The following is a 13,558-nucleotide window of genomic DNA, read 5'->3' on the forward strand; positions in this document are numbered from 1 at the left end:
AAGCAGGCGCGCAGGATGCACAGGTGCGTCGGCCCCGTCGTACGACGGCGCCGCGTCCGACCGAGCGGCCGTGCGGCGGGGCCACGAGGGCTCGGGGCGCTCAGATCCAGCGGGCGCGGCGCATGAGGACGCCGACCGCGAGCGTGGGCACCAGCACGAGCACGGCGGCGATCGCGAGCCCCACCGGCGATCCGAAGCCCGGGTAGGGGACGTTGATCCCGAACCATCCCGTGACCAGCGTCGGGATCGACACCACCGCGGCCCAGCCGGCGAGCTTGCGCATCACGACGTTCAGGCGCTGGTCCTGGAGCGCGAGATGGGTCTGGACGACGGAGGTGAGGGTCTCGTGCTGCGAGTCGAGCCATTCCTCGGTGCGCGCGGCGTGGTCCGCGAGCTCCGCGTGGAGCGAGCGCAGCTCGAGGGCCCCCGGGTGAGCGGGCGGCGGGGTCCGCTCGGGGCCGGGCGCGGCGGCCGTGCTCCCCCGGCCCTCGGACGTCTCGGGCCGCAGGCGATCTATCACCGAGGCCATCGGCTGGATCCAGCGTCGCAGGCGCGTCAGCTCGCCCCGCAGCGCCGCGGCGACGGTCTCGATGCCCGCACTCCTGCCCGCCGCCTCGAAGACGTCGTCCTCGAGGTCGTCCAGGCGGTCGTCCATCCACTGCGCAGCCCAGAACTGCGCGTCGACCACGTCGTCGAGCACGAGATGGGCGAGGCCCGAGGCTCCCAGCGGCGCCCCCTCGTCCTCGGCCCAGGCCTCGCGCACGGCGGAGAGGTCGAAGGCGTCGTCGGACCGGACGGTGACCACTCCCCCCGGATGCACGAAGCCGGCGATCCGCGTCGCGCGGAACTGGTCCTCCCCGCGCCGCGGCTGGGGCGCCTCCTCCTCGGGCGCCTCCGGGTCCCCTCCGAGCGCGGCGCGGACGGCCTCGCCGACGGGGACCGGCGCATACACGATGAAGGCGAGATGATCCGCGTGGTGCACGGCCTTGGCGCGCGCGTGCCGTCCGAGGATGCCCTCGATCTCGGTCCTGCGCAGGCCGAGCGCCTCGGCGACCTCGGACGCCGCTCCCCCGCCGACGGGTCCGGCCCCGTCGGCGATGCCGGCTCCGTCGACTGGGCCGTCGTCCTGCACGAGGTCGAGCCAGAGGGTCGGGCCGTCGGTCCGGGAGAGGCGCGAGCGCAGCTCCGCGAGGGGGACGTCGACCTCGGACAGGGACCACCCGTCGTCGGTCGTGCCGGACAGTGACAGGCAGCGCACGGTGGTCATGGGCCCATCCTGCCCGCGTCCGGGCATGCGCAAGGGCCGCCCCGCCGAAGCGGGACGGCCCTTGCCAGCAGATGTGCGCCGTGGGCGCCGCAGCGCGGATCCGGACTCAGTCCGTCTCCGGCTCCGGGCGCCCGGGCGCCGTCATCACTTGACGGTGACGGAGGCGCCAGCGCCCTCGAGCTGCTCCTTGGCCTTCTCGGCGGCGTCCTTGGTCGCCTTCTCGAGAACCGACTTGGGGGCGCCGTCGACGAGGTCCTTGGCCTCCTTCAGGCCGAGACCGGTCAGAGCGCGCACCTCCTTGATGACGGCGATCTTCGCGGAGCCGGCGCCCTCGAGGACGACGTCGAACTCGTCCTTCTCCTCCTCGACGGGGGCCTCGCCACCGGCGGCGCCGCCGGCCGCGGCGACGGCCACGGGGGCTGCGGCGGTGACGTCGAAGATCTCCTCGAACTGCTTCACGAACTCGGAGAGCTCGATGAGGGACATCTCCTTGAAAGCCTCGATGAGCTCGTCGTTGCTGAGCTTCGCCATGATGGGCGTTCCTTCCTGTTCAGGAGCCGTGGGGCTCCGTGCGTGGGGCGGCGCTCTCGCGCCTGGTCAAGCGGACCTCCGCCGATGCGGCCGACGGGAGGTCGAGGTCAGCGCCGACGCGCTGAGGTGTGCGGTGCCGAGGGCATGAGCCGTGGGGCTCAGGCCTCCTGCTTCGCACGCAGCGCGTCCACAGTGCGCGCCGCCTTCGACAGCGGCGCCTGGAACACGGCAGCGGCCTTGGACAGGTTCGCCTTGAAGGCGCCTGCTGCCTTGGCCAGCAGCACCTCGCGGGACTCGAGGTCCGCGAGGGTCTTCACGTCGTCCTCCGAGAGGGCCTTGCCCTCGAAGAAACCGGACTTGACGACGAGATTCTCGTTGCCCTTGGCGAAGTCACGCAGGGCCTTGGCCGGAGCGACCGGCTCACCCTTGATGAAGGCGATGGCGGTGGGGCCGGCCAGCTTGCCCTCGAACGCGTCGATGCCGGCCTCGCGGGCGGCGATCTCCGTGAGCGTGTTCTTCACCACGGCGTAGGTGGTGTCAGCACCCAGCGAGCGGCGCAGCTGCTGGAGCTGCGTGACGCTGAGGCCGCGGTACTCGGTGAGAACGGCGGCGTCGGACTCACGGAACAGCTGCGTGAGCTCGGCGACGGCGTCCACCTTCTCGGGCTTCGCCATGGCCCTCCTTCCAGAGGTCTCGGGCCGACGGCTGAAGGGCCCGCCCGACGGGTCCGCACGGGGGCGGACCGATCTGCAGCGGACACGGAAAAGGCCTCGACACGCAGGTGTCGAGGCCCGGACGCACTCAGCTCGCTCTGCGCGGCGTGCGGGAGGATCGAGATCCTCCGCTGCCGCACCCGGTCTCCCGGGGCGCGAGCGACCGTGCAGCGGTCGTTCGGTTCACCTGCGCAGGCCGTCCCCGTGGGGATTCCTTCGGTCGAGCCCGGTGGCGGGCACGACGACCGGCGGTCTTCGGTAGGTCCAGACTAGCCGAGGCGCATGCGGCGGCGCCATCCGGATGGCGGCGACCTCGCTCACATCCGCGACGCTCTCCGTCCCGCCCCGCCGCGCGGAAGCCCCGCATCGACGGAGAAGCCCCCGCACCGAGGGATCGGTGCGGGGGCTTCGGTGCGCGTCCTGCGCGCGGGCTCAGGCGCCCGACGCGGAACGGCGTCGAGGGACGACTCGGCTCAGGCGGCCTCGTCGGTGTCCTCGGTGAGGTTGCGCGTGCGGTTCACGTCGACCGGGACGCCCGGGCCCATGGTGGTGGACACGGTGATCTTGCTGATGTAGCGGCCCTTCGAGGAGGACGGCTTCAGTCGCAGGATCTCCTCGAGCGCTGCCACGTAGTTCTCGGTGAGCTGCGCATCGGAGAAGGAGACCTTCCCGATGATGAAGTGCAGGTTCGCCGCACGGTCCACGCGGAACTCGATCTTGCCGCCCTTGATGTCGGACACGGCCTTGGCGGTGTCCATCGTGACGGTGCCGGTCTTCGGGTTCGGCATGAGGCCGCGCGGGCCGAGCACGCGGCCCAGCTTTCCGACCTTGCCCATGAGGTTCGGCGTGGCCACGGCCGCGTCGAAGTCGGTCCAGCCGCCGGCGACCTTCTCGACGAGGTCGTCGTCGCCGACCTCGTCGGCGCCCGCCGCCAGAGCGGCCTCGGCCTGCGCACCCGTCGCGAAGACGATCACGCGGGCGGTCTTGCCGGTGCCGTTGGGCAGGTTGACGGTGCCGCGCACCATCTGGTCGGCCTGGCGCGGATCCACGCCCAGGCGCATGGCGACCTCGACGGAAGCGTCGAACTTCGCCGGGGAGGTCTTCTGCGCCAGACGGATCGCGTCCAGCGGCGAGTAGTAGCGGCCCTCGTCGATCTTGGCCGCTGCGTCCTTGTACGACTTGCTCTTGAATGCCATCGTGATCAGCCCTCCACCGTGATGCCCATGGACCGAGCGGTCCCGGCCACGATCTTCGCGGCCGCGTCGATGTCGTTCGCGTTCAGGTCCGGCATCTTCGTCTCCGCGATCTCGCGGACCTGGTCCATCGAGATCTTGCCGACCTTGTCGGTGTGCGGGGTCGCAGAGCCCTTCTGCAGACCGGCGGCCTTCTTGATCAGCTCGGCGGCCGGCGGCGTCTTGGTCACGAACGTGAACGAGCGGTCCTCGTACACGGTGATCTCGACCGGGATGATGTTGCCGCGCTGGTCGGCCGTCCGGTCGTTGTACGCCTTGACGAACTCCATCATGTTCACGCCGGCGGCGCCGAGCGCGGGACCCACGGGCGGCGCAGGGGTGGCCTGGCCGGCCTGGATCTGGAGCTTGATGATGCTCGCGATCTTCTTCTTGGGAGCCATTGCTCTTCCTTCTGTGGTCGTGGTCCGGGCGGAGCTCATCAAGCTCCTCCCACCTGCGGCTCCCCGGACGGGCCGGGGGCCGGCGGCATCCCGGCGGACCGGGGTGCCTGCGGCGTCCCGACGGGTCAGGACGCCGATGGCATCCCGACGGGTCGGGACGCCGTTGGCGCGTGACTCGAGCGCGGGGCTCGAGGGGCGGCGCCGAGCCGGACTCGGATCAGATCTTGGCGACCTGGTCGAAGGCCAGCTCCACCGGGGTCTCGCGTCCGAAGATGGACACGAGGACCTGGAGCTTCTGGTGCTCGCCGTCGATCTCGGAGATCGTGGCGGGCATGGTCTCGAACGGACCGTCCATGACGGTCACGGACTCGCCGACGGCGAAGGCGGGGACCTTCTGCGCGGCGGCGGCGCGCGAGGAGCCGCCCGCGGAGGAGGCGCGCTTCTTCTCGGGCAGCCCGATGCTCGGCTCGAGCAGCGAGAAGATCTCGTCGAAGGTCAGCGGGGTCGGGTCGGTCGCGTTGCCCACGAACCCGGTGACACCGGGGGTGTCGCGCACGACCCGCCAGGACTCGTCGGTCAGGTCCATGCGCACCAGGACGTACCCGGGGACCCGCACGCGGCGGACGACCTTCTTCTGGCCGTTCTTGATCTCGGTCGCATCCTCCATGGGGACCTCGATCTGGAAGATGAAGTCCTCCATGTTCTGGGTCTCGATGCGGGTCGTGAGCTGCGTCTTCACGCGGTTCTCATGACCGGAGTAGGAGTGGACGACGTACCACTCGCCCAGTGCCGAGCGCAGCTGGCGCTTGAGCGCGGCGATCTGCTCCTCGGCGCTCGGGCCCTCGTCGGAGGCGTCCGCGCCCTCAGGGGCGTCGTCGTCGGAGGAGACCTCCTCCGCGGGGGCCTCGCCGTCCGCGGGCACGTCGGCCGGAGCCTCGTCGGAAGCGCCCTCGGCGCTGGCGTCGTCCGTGCTGCCCTGCTCGCCCTCGGCGGCTGCGGCGGCGTCCTCGCCGTCGGCGGCCTCGGGGGACGCGGAGTCATCGGGACGGCCGGACTCGGGGGACGCGGAGAACGCGAGAGAGGAGTCGACGCCCTCGTAGGTGTCCTCGAAGGAGTCGGACTGGTCGTTCGCCACCGTGAACCTGCTTTCCTACCGGCTGTGGATCGGGTCGGGCGCTTCGGCCCCGCACGCGCTCGGCGCGGACTCAGAGCCCGGAGTCGGGGACCACGAAGGTGGTCCGGGACAGCCAGCCGAAGACGAAATCGAGGCCGAACACCAGAAGGATCATCACGAAGACGAACATGAGGACGGTCACCGCGTACACGGCGAGCTCCTTGCGCGTCGGGATGACGACCTTCTTGAGCTCAGCGATGACCTGGCGGACGAACAGGCCGATCGCCACGAACGGGTTCCTGGACCCGTCGTCCTTGCGACGCCCCTCGTGGGGAGTCGCCGGGGAGGTGTGGCTGGAGCTCACTCTGGTCTGTCCGATCTCGTCGGGTGCATCCGCGTCCGTCCGGACGTCTGGTCCGATCGGACGAGCAGGGCAGACAGGACTCGAACCTGCAACCTGCGGTTTTGGAGACCGCTGCGCTACCAATTGCGCCACTGCCCTTCGCAGGATCTCTCCTGCGAGGTCCTCCCTGGTGGGGTGGTTCCGGGCGGCGCGAGTCCGCCGGACCCTGAGGACCGACGAACAGCATACCCATGACCCGGCGCACGGGCGAATCCCCCGCGTCCCGGATCACACCGTGGACCTGCGCGGGCGCACGCCGGGGCCCGGGCGAGCGGCAGACGGGGCCCGGGCCGGCGCGTGATCTGGCACGTTCACCTGCGCTCTGCCAGGATGTGGAGGGTGAACGAGAACACGCCCTCCGCAGCCTCCCAGCCCTCCCAGACCGCCTCGCCGTCGACCGTCGGCGACCCCGGAGCAGGAGCGTCCGCGCGGCGCCTCTCCGCGCGCATCGGGGCGATCGCCGAGTCCGCGACCCTCGCGGTGGACGCGAAGGCGAAGGCGCTCAAGGCCGCCGGGCGACCGGTCATCGGCTTCGGCGCGGGCGAGCCGGACTTCCCGACCCCCGCGCACGTCGTCGCCGCCGCCCAGGACGCCGCCGCCGACCCGCGCAACCACCGGTACAGCCCCGCCGCGGGCCTTCCCGAGCTGCGCCGGGCGATCGCCGAGGCGACGCTGCGCACCGACGGCATCGAGGTCGATCCCGCGCAGGTGCTCGTCACCAACGGCGGCAAGCAGGCCGTCTACGAGGCCTTCGCGAGCCTGCTGGACCCGGGCGACGAGGTCATCCTGCCCGCCCCCTACTGGACCACCTACCCCGAGGCGATCCGCCTCGCCGGCGCCCGCGAGGTCGAGGTGCTCTCCGGCGCTGACCAGGACTACCTGCCCACGCTCGCGCAGCTCGAGGCCGCGCGCACACCCGCGACCCGCGCGATCCTGCTGTGCTCGCCGTCGAACCCGACGGGCTCCGTGATGAGCCGGGCGCAGCTCGAGGAGATCGGCCGCTGGGCGCTCGAGCACGGGATCTGGGTGATCTCCGACGAGATCTACCAGCACCTCACCTACGACGGTGTCCCCTTCGTCTCGATCCTGGACGCCGTGCCCGAGCTCGCCGAGACCACGGTGCTCCTCAACGGCGTCGCCAAGACCTTCGCGATGACCGGCTGGCGCGTGGGCTGGATGATCGGCCCGAAGGACATCGTCAAGGGCGCATCGAACCTGCAGTCCCACCTCACCAGCAACGTCAACAACGTCGCGCAGCGGGCGGCGCTCGTCGCGCTCACCGGGCCGATGGACGACGTGGAGAGGATGCGCGAGGCCTTCGACCGCCGTCGTCGCACCATCGTCGAGGCGCTCTCGAGCATCGACGGATTCCGCGTGCCCACCCCGAAGGGCGCCTTCTACGCCTTCCCGGACGTGACAGCGGTGCTGGGCCGCACGATCCGCGGCACGCACGTGGAGACCAGCGCCCAGCTCGCCGAGGTCGTCCTCGAGCACGCCGAGGTCGCGGCCGTCCCGGGCGAGGCCTTCGGCGCCCCCGGGCACCTGCGCTTCTCCTACGCCCTGGCCGACGAGGACCTCGCCGAGGGCATGGAGCGCCTGGCCGTACTGCTCGCCGAGTGAGCACGCCCGCCCGGCGCGACCTCCGGACCCTCCCCAAGGCGCACCTGCACCTGCACTTCACGGGGTCGATGCGCCGGGACACGCTCGTGTCGATGGCCGCCGATCGCGGCATCCGCCTGCCGCGGATCCTGCACGCCGACGAGGCGCTGCACGTGGACGCCACGCGTCGCGGCTGGTTCCGCTTCCAGCGCCAGTACGACGCCGCGCGCCACGTCGTCGACGGCGAGGAGGCGATGCGCCGGATCGTGCGCGAGGCCGCCGAGGACGACCTCGCGGAGGGCTCCGGCCGGCTCGAGCTGCAGGTCGACCCCACGGGCTACGCGGGGCACGTCGGCGGGATCACCCCCGCGCTCGAGATCGTCCTCGACGAGGCCGAGCGCACCGAGCGCGCCCTGGGGCTGAGCATCGGGATCGTGGTCGCCGCCTCCCGCACCCGCCACCCGCTGGACGCACGGACCCTCGCGCGGCTGGCCGCGCGCAACGCCGATCGCGTGGTCGGCTTCGGCCTCTCGAACGACGAGCGCCGCGGCGCGACCTCGGAGTTCGCACCGGCCTTCCGCATCGCCCGCGAGGCGGGGCTGGCCTCGGTGCCGCACGGCGGCGAGCTGCTGGGGCCCGACCATCTCCGCGAGGTCGTCGACCATCTGCATCCCGATCGGCTGGGCCACGGGGTGCGATCGGCCGACGACCCGCGCCTGCTCGAGCGCCTCGCCGCTCAGGGCGTGGGGCTCGAGGTGTGCCCCGCCTCGAACGCGGCACTCGGGGTGTACCCCTCCGCGGGGGACGTGCCCCTGCGGCGTCTGCGGGAGGCGGGAGCACGGATCGCGCTGGGCGCCGACGACCCGCTCCTGTTCGGCTCGCGGCTGCTCGCGCAGTACGAGATCGCACGCGAGGCGGGCTTCACCGACGCCGAGCTCGCGGGCCTCGCGGCCGACTCGATCCGCCTCTCACGGGCCGACGCGGAGACGCGCGAGCGCCTGCTCGCCGGGGTCGCCGCGTGGCTCGACGCGGAACCGACGGTTCCCTCCCGCGGCTGAGCCTCAGCGGTCCTGGCCGGAGCCGTCCTCCGGGAGGGCGAGGAAGAACGCCGGGGAGCCGAGGCCCTCGCGGGCGAAGGCGTCGGCGATCGCCTGGGCGACGTCCTGGGCGGAGTCCGCCTCCACCAGGGCGATCGTCGAGCCGCCGAATCCGCCGCCGGTCATGCGGGAGCCGTGCGCTCCGGCCGCACGGGCGGCGTCCACGGCGACGTCGAGCGCGGGGACGGTGACCTCGTAGTCGTCGCGCAGCGAGTCGTGGGAGGCGTTCAGCAGGGCGCCCAGCTGCGCGACGCCCTCGCGGACGCTGCCGCGCTCGAGCAGCGCGTCGAAGTCCCGCACGCGCTGGATCTCCGTGATCACGTGGCGCGCGCGGCGGCGGACCACCTCGTCGTCGATCCGGCCGAGGGCCTCGTCGAGACCCGCCGGGTCGATGTCGCGCAGGGTCTCCACGCCCAGGATCTCCGCCGCGCGCTCGCTGTCGCGGCGGCGGTCGGCGTACTCCCCTCCGGCGTGGGAGTGCTCGGCGCGGGTGTCGGTGATGAGCAGGGCGAGACCCTGGCCGGCGAGGTCCCAGGCCACCGGGGTGGTCGAGAAGTCGCGGCAGTCCAGCAGCAGCGCGCGGCCCTCGCGGGCGAGCACCGAGGCGGACTGGTCAAGGCCGCCGGTCGAGGCGCCCACGAAGTCGTTCTCCGCGGCGATGCACGCGCGCACGCGGTCGAGGGGCGTCGTGCCCAGGCTCAGCAGCGACTCGAGGGCCTCGGCGCTCGCGCACTCGACGGACGCGCTCGAGGAGAGCCCGGATCCCAGCGGCACATGGCCGTCGAGGTAGATGTCCACGCCCTGCTGGACGGCGCCGCTGATGAACGGGCGCAGGGCCCACAGCACGCCGGTGACGTAGGCGGGCCAGCCCTCGACGGCGCCCGGGGCGAGATCCCCGGCCTGCCCCTCGAAGACGACGTCGCTCTGGGCGGAGCGCACGCGCACCAGATCCGTGGGCGTGCGGGCCGCGGCGACGAAGCAGCGGTGGGAGATCGCCATCGGCAGGCACAGGCCGTCCTGGTAGTCCACGTGCTCACCGATGATGTTCACGCGGCCCGGGGCGGACCACACGCCGTCGGGCTCGTATCCGAAGGCTTCGGCGAAGGCGCGGGCGGTGGCGTCCACGGTCTCGCCGCGATCGGGGGCCTCGAGGATGACGGCGTCGCTCGACATGGGGGTGCGGTTCCTTCTGGTCGGGGGCGGCCCGGGCGGGCCGGTCTCTGGATTCGCCCTCGCGAGCGGCGGAGCTCAGGGTCGCGGGGCGAGGCAGCTGACGGACGGCGAGGGGATCGGATCGGAGGCGATCGTCAGGTCCCGGCCGTCGAAGCGCAGGACATCGATGCGGTCCGCCTCCTGCGCGGCGACCAGGATATGCCCCTGCGCCTGGGTGAAGTGGCGCGGGTGGGCGCCAACGCCGGTCTCGGCGATCAGCTGCGGGGCGATCTGGCCGCGGTCGAGCACGCTCAGGGTGTTCGGGCCGCGGTTGGCGACCAGCAGATGATGCTCGTCGTCCGTCAGCTCGAGATGGGAGATCGCGTTCTCCCCCTCGACGCCGCTCGACGGGACGCTCGAGGACACCTTCCAGCTCGCCTCGATCGAGGAGCCGTCGCCCACGAACTGCCGTTCGGTGCTGCCCGGCCGGGCGCGCACGGCGGTCGCGATGCGGCCGCTGAGCTCGCAGGAGACGTGCAGCTCGGAGCTCTCGTGATCGGCGGCGAGGTGCCGGGGCCCGCTCCCCCGCTCGAGCGCGATCTCGGCGGCCAGGTCGATGTGCCCGTCGATGTCCTGCCGGTAGAGCATCACGCGGTCCAGGCCCAGATCGGGCACGGCGACGAGGTCGGTGCCGGGCAGGAGGACGACCTGATGGGGATGGGCTGTGCGCCCCTCTCCGAAGTCGCCGTGGTCGTCCTCGTCGATGAGGGAGACGGGCACGCCGTCCTCGTCGAGCGCGAGCGTCTCGACGCTGCCCGAGCCGTACTGGGCGACGATGAGGGTGCGGCCGTCGGGCCCGAGCGCGAGATGGCAGCCGCCCTCCCCGCGCAGGGCGATGTCGGCGACGGTCTCGAGGGAGGCGAGGTCCTCGCTGGGGCGCAGGGCGAGCACGTGGGTGGGGCTGGTCTCGGTGACCGCGTACAGCAGCGCTCCGTCCTCGCTCCAGATGACGAACGAGGGGTCCGGGACCTCGGCGCGGGCGAGGACCTCGACGCCCCCGACGGCGCCGTCGGGCGCGGTCGAGTCGTCGGACACGGTCGATGCGCCGCTCCCCGGGTCCGGTGACCATCGCAGCAGCTCGATGCCGCTGCCCCGGCCGGACCCGGAGGTCGAGTAGCAGCCCGTGGCGAGGAGTGTGGTGGTCATCGGTCCTCCTGGGTGGGGGCGTCGCTCCGTCGCGCGCCGTCGGTGGTGCCGGATCCGGCGTGGCCGCCCGGACCGCCCACGGCCCCTGCGGGAGCATCGAGATCGAGCTCCTGCTGGAGGTCGTGGAGGACCGACGGCGGCAGGGCCGACATCTCTCCGGTCATCGTAGAGGGTTCGATGCGGCCCGCGTCGCGCCGACGGCGCCGAGGGAGCGTCAGACGGCGACGGCGAGGCGTCTGGAAGGGCGTCGCGACGACGGGCGTGAACGCCCAGCCCGCCGCGCCGCGACGGCTCAGCACACGGGTCGCGAGCAGCTGGCCGAGCACGGCGCCCGCGGCGATCGCCACGGCGATCTCCGCCGCGCTGAACAGCTCGGCGCCGCCGCGGCCGATGTCCTCGCTCAGCGCGAGCAGCCCGCGGTAGATGCGGCTGCCGGGCACCAGCGGGATGATCCCGCCCATCATCAGGGCGAGCGCGGGGGCGCGCACCCGTCGGGCCACGAGCACGGCGAGCACGCCGACCACGAACGCCGCGCACGCGGAGGCCCAGACGCGGTCGAACACGAACTCGGTGAGCAGGTAGACGACGACCGCGGAGACCGAGGAGACCATGGCCATCCAGCCCAGCACCCGGGCCGGGGTGAAGGTGCCGACGGCGAATCCGAGACCCATCACGGCACCGGAGACGGCGGCCGCGACCAGGGAGGCGAGGGTGACGGGGGCGGTCGCCTCGACCGAGATGTGGAGCCCGAGCAGCTCGGCCCCCAGGAGCCCGGCGCGCACGCCCACCACGATGCCCACGGTGAGCATGAGCGTCTCCAGGATGCGGGCCGACGCGGTGACGTACCAGCCGGTGATCGCGTCCTGCATGGACCCGATCGAGGCGAGACCTGCGAGCAGCACGATGATGCAGGCCACCACCACGATGGCCGAGTTCTGGGCGGGCGCGAGGGCGTGCAGCACCACGGCCACGACCACCCCGATGAGGCCGCCCGCGGCCTGTCCGAAGAACATGGGGATCTGGCGCGCCGCCATCACCTCGGTGAGGGCGACCAGGGCGCCGCTGGCGAGGGTCGCGGTGAGCACCACCAGGATCGTCCCGCCGAAGCTGAAGGCCGCCGCACCGCCCATCACCGCGAACCCCAGGAACGCCAGCCACCGCGGATAGTGCGGTCTCTGCTGCGGGATCGAGCGCACCTGGACGAGCGCCTCCTCGAGGCTCACGGTGCCCAGGATGTAGTGCTCGGTCACCTCCTCGAAGGCCGAGAGCCGCGCGAAGTCCTGCACGCGGCTGCCGGTCGCGCGGATCCTCGTGAACGGCGTCGAGTAGTCGTCGGGGAGGTAGGACAGCGACACCTGGTTGAAGGTGACCTCCACCACGACATCACGGAGACCCGAGGAGCTGATGATCCTGAGCACGGTCGCCGTGACCTCGGAGGCGGCGGCTCCGTTGGTCAGCAGACCCTCGCCGACGCGCATGGCGAGGTCGAAGACGGAGTGCAGGCGGACGATGTCGGTGGGCACGGCCCGAATCGTGTCACACTGACGGGCGCCTGCGCGCCACCCCTCCAGCGGGCGACCCTGTGCGCACGGCACCCCGGAAGGAAGACATCTGTGAACGACTCCGACGTGACCGGCGCGAACCCTGCGTCCTCCACCCCCTCCCCCTCCTCGACCCCGGAGCAGGCGTTCACCGCGCTGCTCGAGGGCAATCGGCGATTCGTGGACGGCGATGTGCTGCACCCGCACCAGGACGAGGCGCGCAGGCGCCTGCTCGAGACCGGCCAGGCCCCCTACGCCACGGTGCTGGGGTGCTCGGACTCCCGCGTGCCCGTCGAGCTGCTGTTCGACCAAGGCTTCGGCGACGTGTTCGTCTCCCGCAACGCGGGTCACGTCCTGGGACGCTCGATGCAGGCCTCGGTCGAGTTCGCCGTCGCCGTCCTGGGCGTGCGGGTCGTGCTGGTGCTGGGCCACGAGTCCTGCGGCGCCGTCGGCGCGACCGTCGAAGCGATCCAGGAGGGCACGCAGCTGCCCGGTGAGATGCCGATCCTCGTCGAGCACGTGCGCGACCACCTCGATCCCGAGGACCCCGCCGCGCACGCCGTCGAGGCCCACGTGCTGGGCACCCTCGACGAGCTGCGCGAGCGCTCGAGCATCGTGCGGGAGGCCGAGGAGCGCGGGGAGATCGTGCTCGCGGGCGCCGTCTACGGGCTCACCGGCGGCACCGTGCGCGTGGTCAGCGGACCGGAGGCCTGAGGCCGCGGTCCGACGGGGCTCGGCCCGTCGGGCCCGACATCGAGCGCCCGGCGACCGGGGCGCTCAGAGGTTGGGCGCCGCGGAGAGCACCGCGAGGCCGCCCGCGAGCACGAGCATCACGAGCACGTCCAGCCCCCGCGAGCGCACCACGAGCGCCCCGAGCAGCGAGGTCGGCAGGCACGCCCTCAGCAGGGCGACCACGAGCAGCAGCGCGGCGAGCGAGCGACCGGCCACGACGGCATTGGTGAACGCGCCGAACCCGAGGACCGCCACGAGCGCGATGAGCGCGAGCAGCAGGAGGGTCTGACGGCGCAGCCCCTCGCCCAACGGCACCCGGCGCGGGCCCCGCGGGGCGGAGCCGACGGCATCGGCGTGGGCGTCGTGCCCCGCGTCGGCGTGTGCTTCGCGCCCCGCGTCGGCGCCCGCCTCGGGGCCGACGCCGGGGCCCGGGGACGTGCTCGGCGACATGCGCGCCATCGTACGGGCTGGGGATGGGCACGGGATCCGAGGCAGGCGGTGCCGAGGGGTCCGTCGGGCGACGTCCCGCGGAGTGCGGCGGACGCCTGTCCCGTCGGCGGGACGATCTGC

General features: G+C 72.7%; 14 protein-coding genes and 1 tRNA gene. 3 read left to right on the forward strand and 12 right to left on the reverse strand.

Annotated features, from left to right (window positions below; all coding sequences use genetic code 11):
- Positions 1 to 100 precede the first annotated feature (100 nt).
- The 8 genes from ACFQ53_RS07720 to ACFQ53_RS07755 all read right to left on the reverse strand — a co-directional run bounded on the left by ACFQ53_RS07720 (position 101) and on the right by ACFQ53_RS07755 (position 5,760).
- Entirely contained in the window at positions 101 to 1,267 is a 1,167-nt protein-coding gene (locus tag ACFQ53_RS07720) for a CorA family divalent cation transporter (RefSeq protein WP_377857691.1), read from the reverse strand.
- Positions 1,268 to 1,411: 144 nt separating this feature from the next.
- Positions 1,412 to 1,798 (reverse strand): 50S ribosomal protein L7/L12, encoded by a 387-nt coding sequence (rplL, locus tag ACFQ53_RS07725; protein WP_377857694.1) that lies wholly within the window; start codon positions 1,796 to 1,798, stop codon positions 1,412 to 1,414.
- A gap of 158 nt (positions 1,799 to 1,956) precedes the next feature.
- Entirely contained in the window at positions 1,957 to 2,472 is a 516-nt protein-coding gene (gene rplJ, locus ACFQ53_RS07730) for a 50S ribosomal protein L10 (RefSeq protein ID WP_152351765.1), read from the reverse strand.
- A 512-nt stretch (positions 2,473 to 2,984) separates the two neighbouring features.
- On the reverse strand, positions 2,985 to 3,707 hold the full coding sequence (gene rplA, locus ACFQ53_RS07735) for a 50S ribosomal protein L1 (protein WP_377857698.1): 723 nt from the start codon (positions 3,705 to 3,707) through the stop codon (positions 2,985 to 2,987).
- A 5-nt stretch (positions 3,708 to 3,712) separates the two neighbouring features.
- Entirely contained in the window at positions 3,713 to 4,144 is a 432-nt protein-coding gene (gene rplK, locus ACFQ53_RS07740; RefSeq protein ID WP_152351763.1) for a 50S ribosomal protein L11, read from the reverse strand.
- Positions 4,145 to 4,361: 217 nt separating this feature from the next.
- Complete coding sequence (nusG, locus tag ACFQ53_RS07745; RefSeq protein ID WP_377857702.1) at positions 4,362 to 5,279, reverse strand: transcription termination/antitermination protein NusG; 918 nt, start codon at positions 5,277 to 5,279, stop codon at positions 4,362 to 4,364.
- 70 nt (positions 5,280 to 5,349) lie between these two features.
- Positions 5,350 to 5,622, reverse strand: a complete 273-nt coding sequence (gene secE / locus ACFQ53_RS07750) for a preprotein translocase subunit SecE (RefSeq protein WP_377857705.1) — start codon at positions 5,620 to 5,622, stop codon at positions 5,350 to 5,352.
- A gap of 65 nt (positions 5,623 to 5,687) precedes the next feature.
- Positions 5,688 to 5,760: transfer RNA gene (locus ACFQ53_RS07755), tRNA-Trp, on the reverse strand.
- A gap of 348 nt (positions 5,761 to 6,108) precedes the next feature.
- Here ACFQ53_RS07755 and ACFQ53_RS07760 point away from each other — a divergent pair.
- Both ACFQ53_RS07760 and ACFQ53_RS07765 read left to right on the forward strand, forming a co-directional pair.
- Entirely contained in the window at positions 6,109 to 7,281 is a 1,173-nt protein-coding gene (locus tag ACFQ53_RS07760; RefSeq protein WP_377857844.1) for a pyridoxal phosphate-dependent aminotransferase, read from the forward strand.
- On the forward strand, positions 7,278 to 8,318 hold the full coding sequence (locus ACFQ53_RS07765; protein WP_377857708.1) for an adenosine deaminase: 1,041 nt from the start codon (positions 7,278 to 7,280) through the stop codon (positions 8,316 to 8,318). The genes ACFQ53_RS07760 and ACFQ53_RS07765 overlap by 4 nt, the downstream gene beginning before the upstream one ends.
- Before the next feature lie 3 nt (positions 8,319 to 8,321).
- On the opposite strand, the gene galK is transcribed toward ACFQ53_RS07765, so the two are convergent.
- The 3 genes from galK to ACFQ53_RS07780 all read right to left on the reverse strand — a co-directional run bounded on the left by galK (position 8,322) and on the right by ACFQ53_RS07780 (position 12,238).
- Positions 8,322 to 9,530 carry a galactokinase gene (galK, locus tag ACFQ53_RS07770; protein WP_377857711.1) on the reverse strand — a complete coding sequence of 403 codons (1,209 nt, stop codon included), beginning with the start codon at positions 9,528 to 9,530 and terminating at the stop codon, positions 8,322 to 8,324.
- Between the two features lie 75 nt (positions 9,531 to 9,605).
- Complete coding sequence (locus ACFQ53_RS07775) at positions 9,606 to 10,715, reverse strand: lactonase family protein (protein ID WP_377857714.1); 1,110 nt, start codon at positions 10,713 to 10,715, stop codon at positions 9,606 to 9,608.
- Entirely contained in the window at positions 10,712 to 12,238 is a 1,527-nt protein-coding gene (locus ACFQ53_RS07780) for a threonine/serine exporter ThrE family protein (protein WP_377857717.1), read from the reverse strand. Before ACFQ53_RS07780 ends, ACFQ53_RS07775 begins: the two co-directional genes overlap by 4 nt.
- A 90-nt stretch (positions 12,239 to 12,328) precedes the next feature.
- Between ACFQ53_RS07780 and ACFQ53_RS07785 the strand changes: the two genes are divergently transcribed.
- Entirely contained in the window at positions 12,329 to 12,970 is a 642-nt protein-coding gene (locus ACFQ53_RS07785; RefSeq protein WP_377857720.1) for a carbonic anhydrase, read from the forward strand.
- 63 nt (positions 12,971 to 13,033) lie between these two features.
- Here the strand turns inward: ACFQ53_RS07785 and ACFQ53_RS07790 are convergent, their stop codons facing one another.
- Positions 13,034 to 13,438: a DUF3017 domain-containing protein gene (locus ACFQ53_RS07790; protein WP_377857723.1), complete on the reverse strand. Its 405-nt coding sequence runs from the start codon at positions 13,436 to 13,438 to the stop codon at positions 13,034 to 13,036.
- Between the last annotated feature and the right edge of the window lie 120 nt (positions 13,439 to 13,558).

This window comes from Brachybacterium sp. NPDC056505, from assembly GCF_042794925.1.
Lineage (GTDB): Bacteria > Actinomycetota > Actinomycetes > Actinomycetales > Dermabacteraceae > Brachybacterium > Brachybacterium kimchii.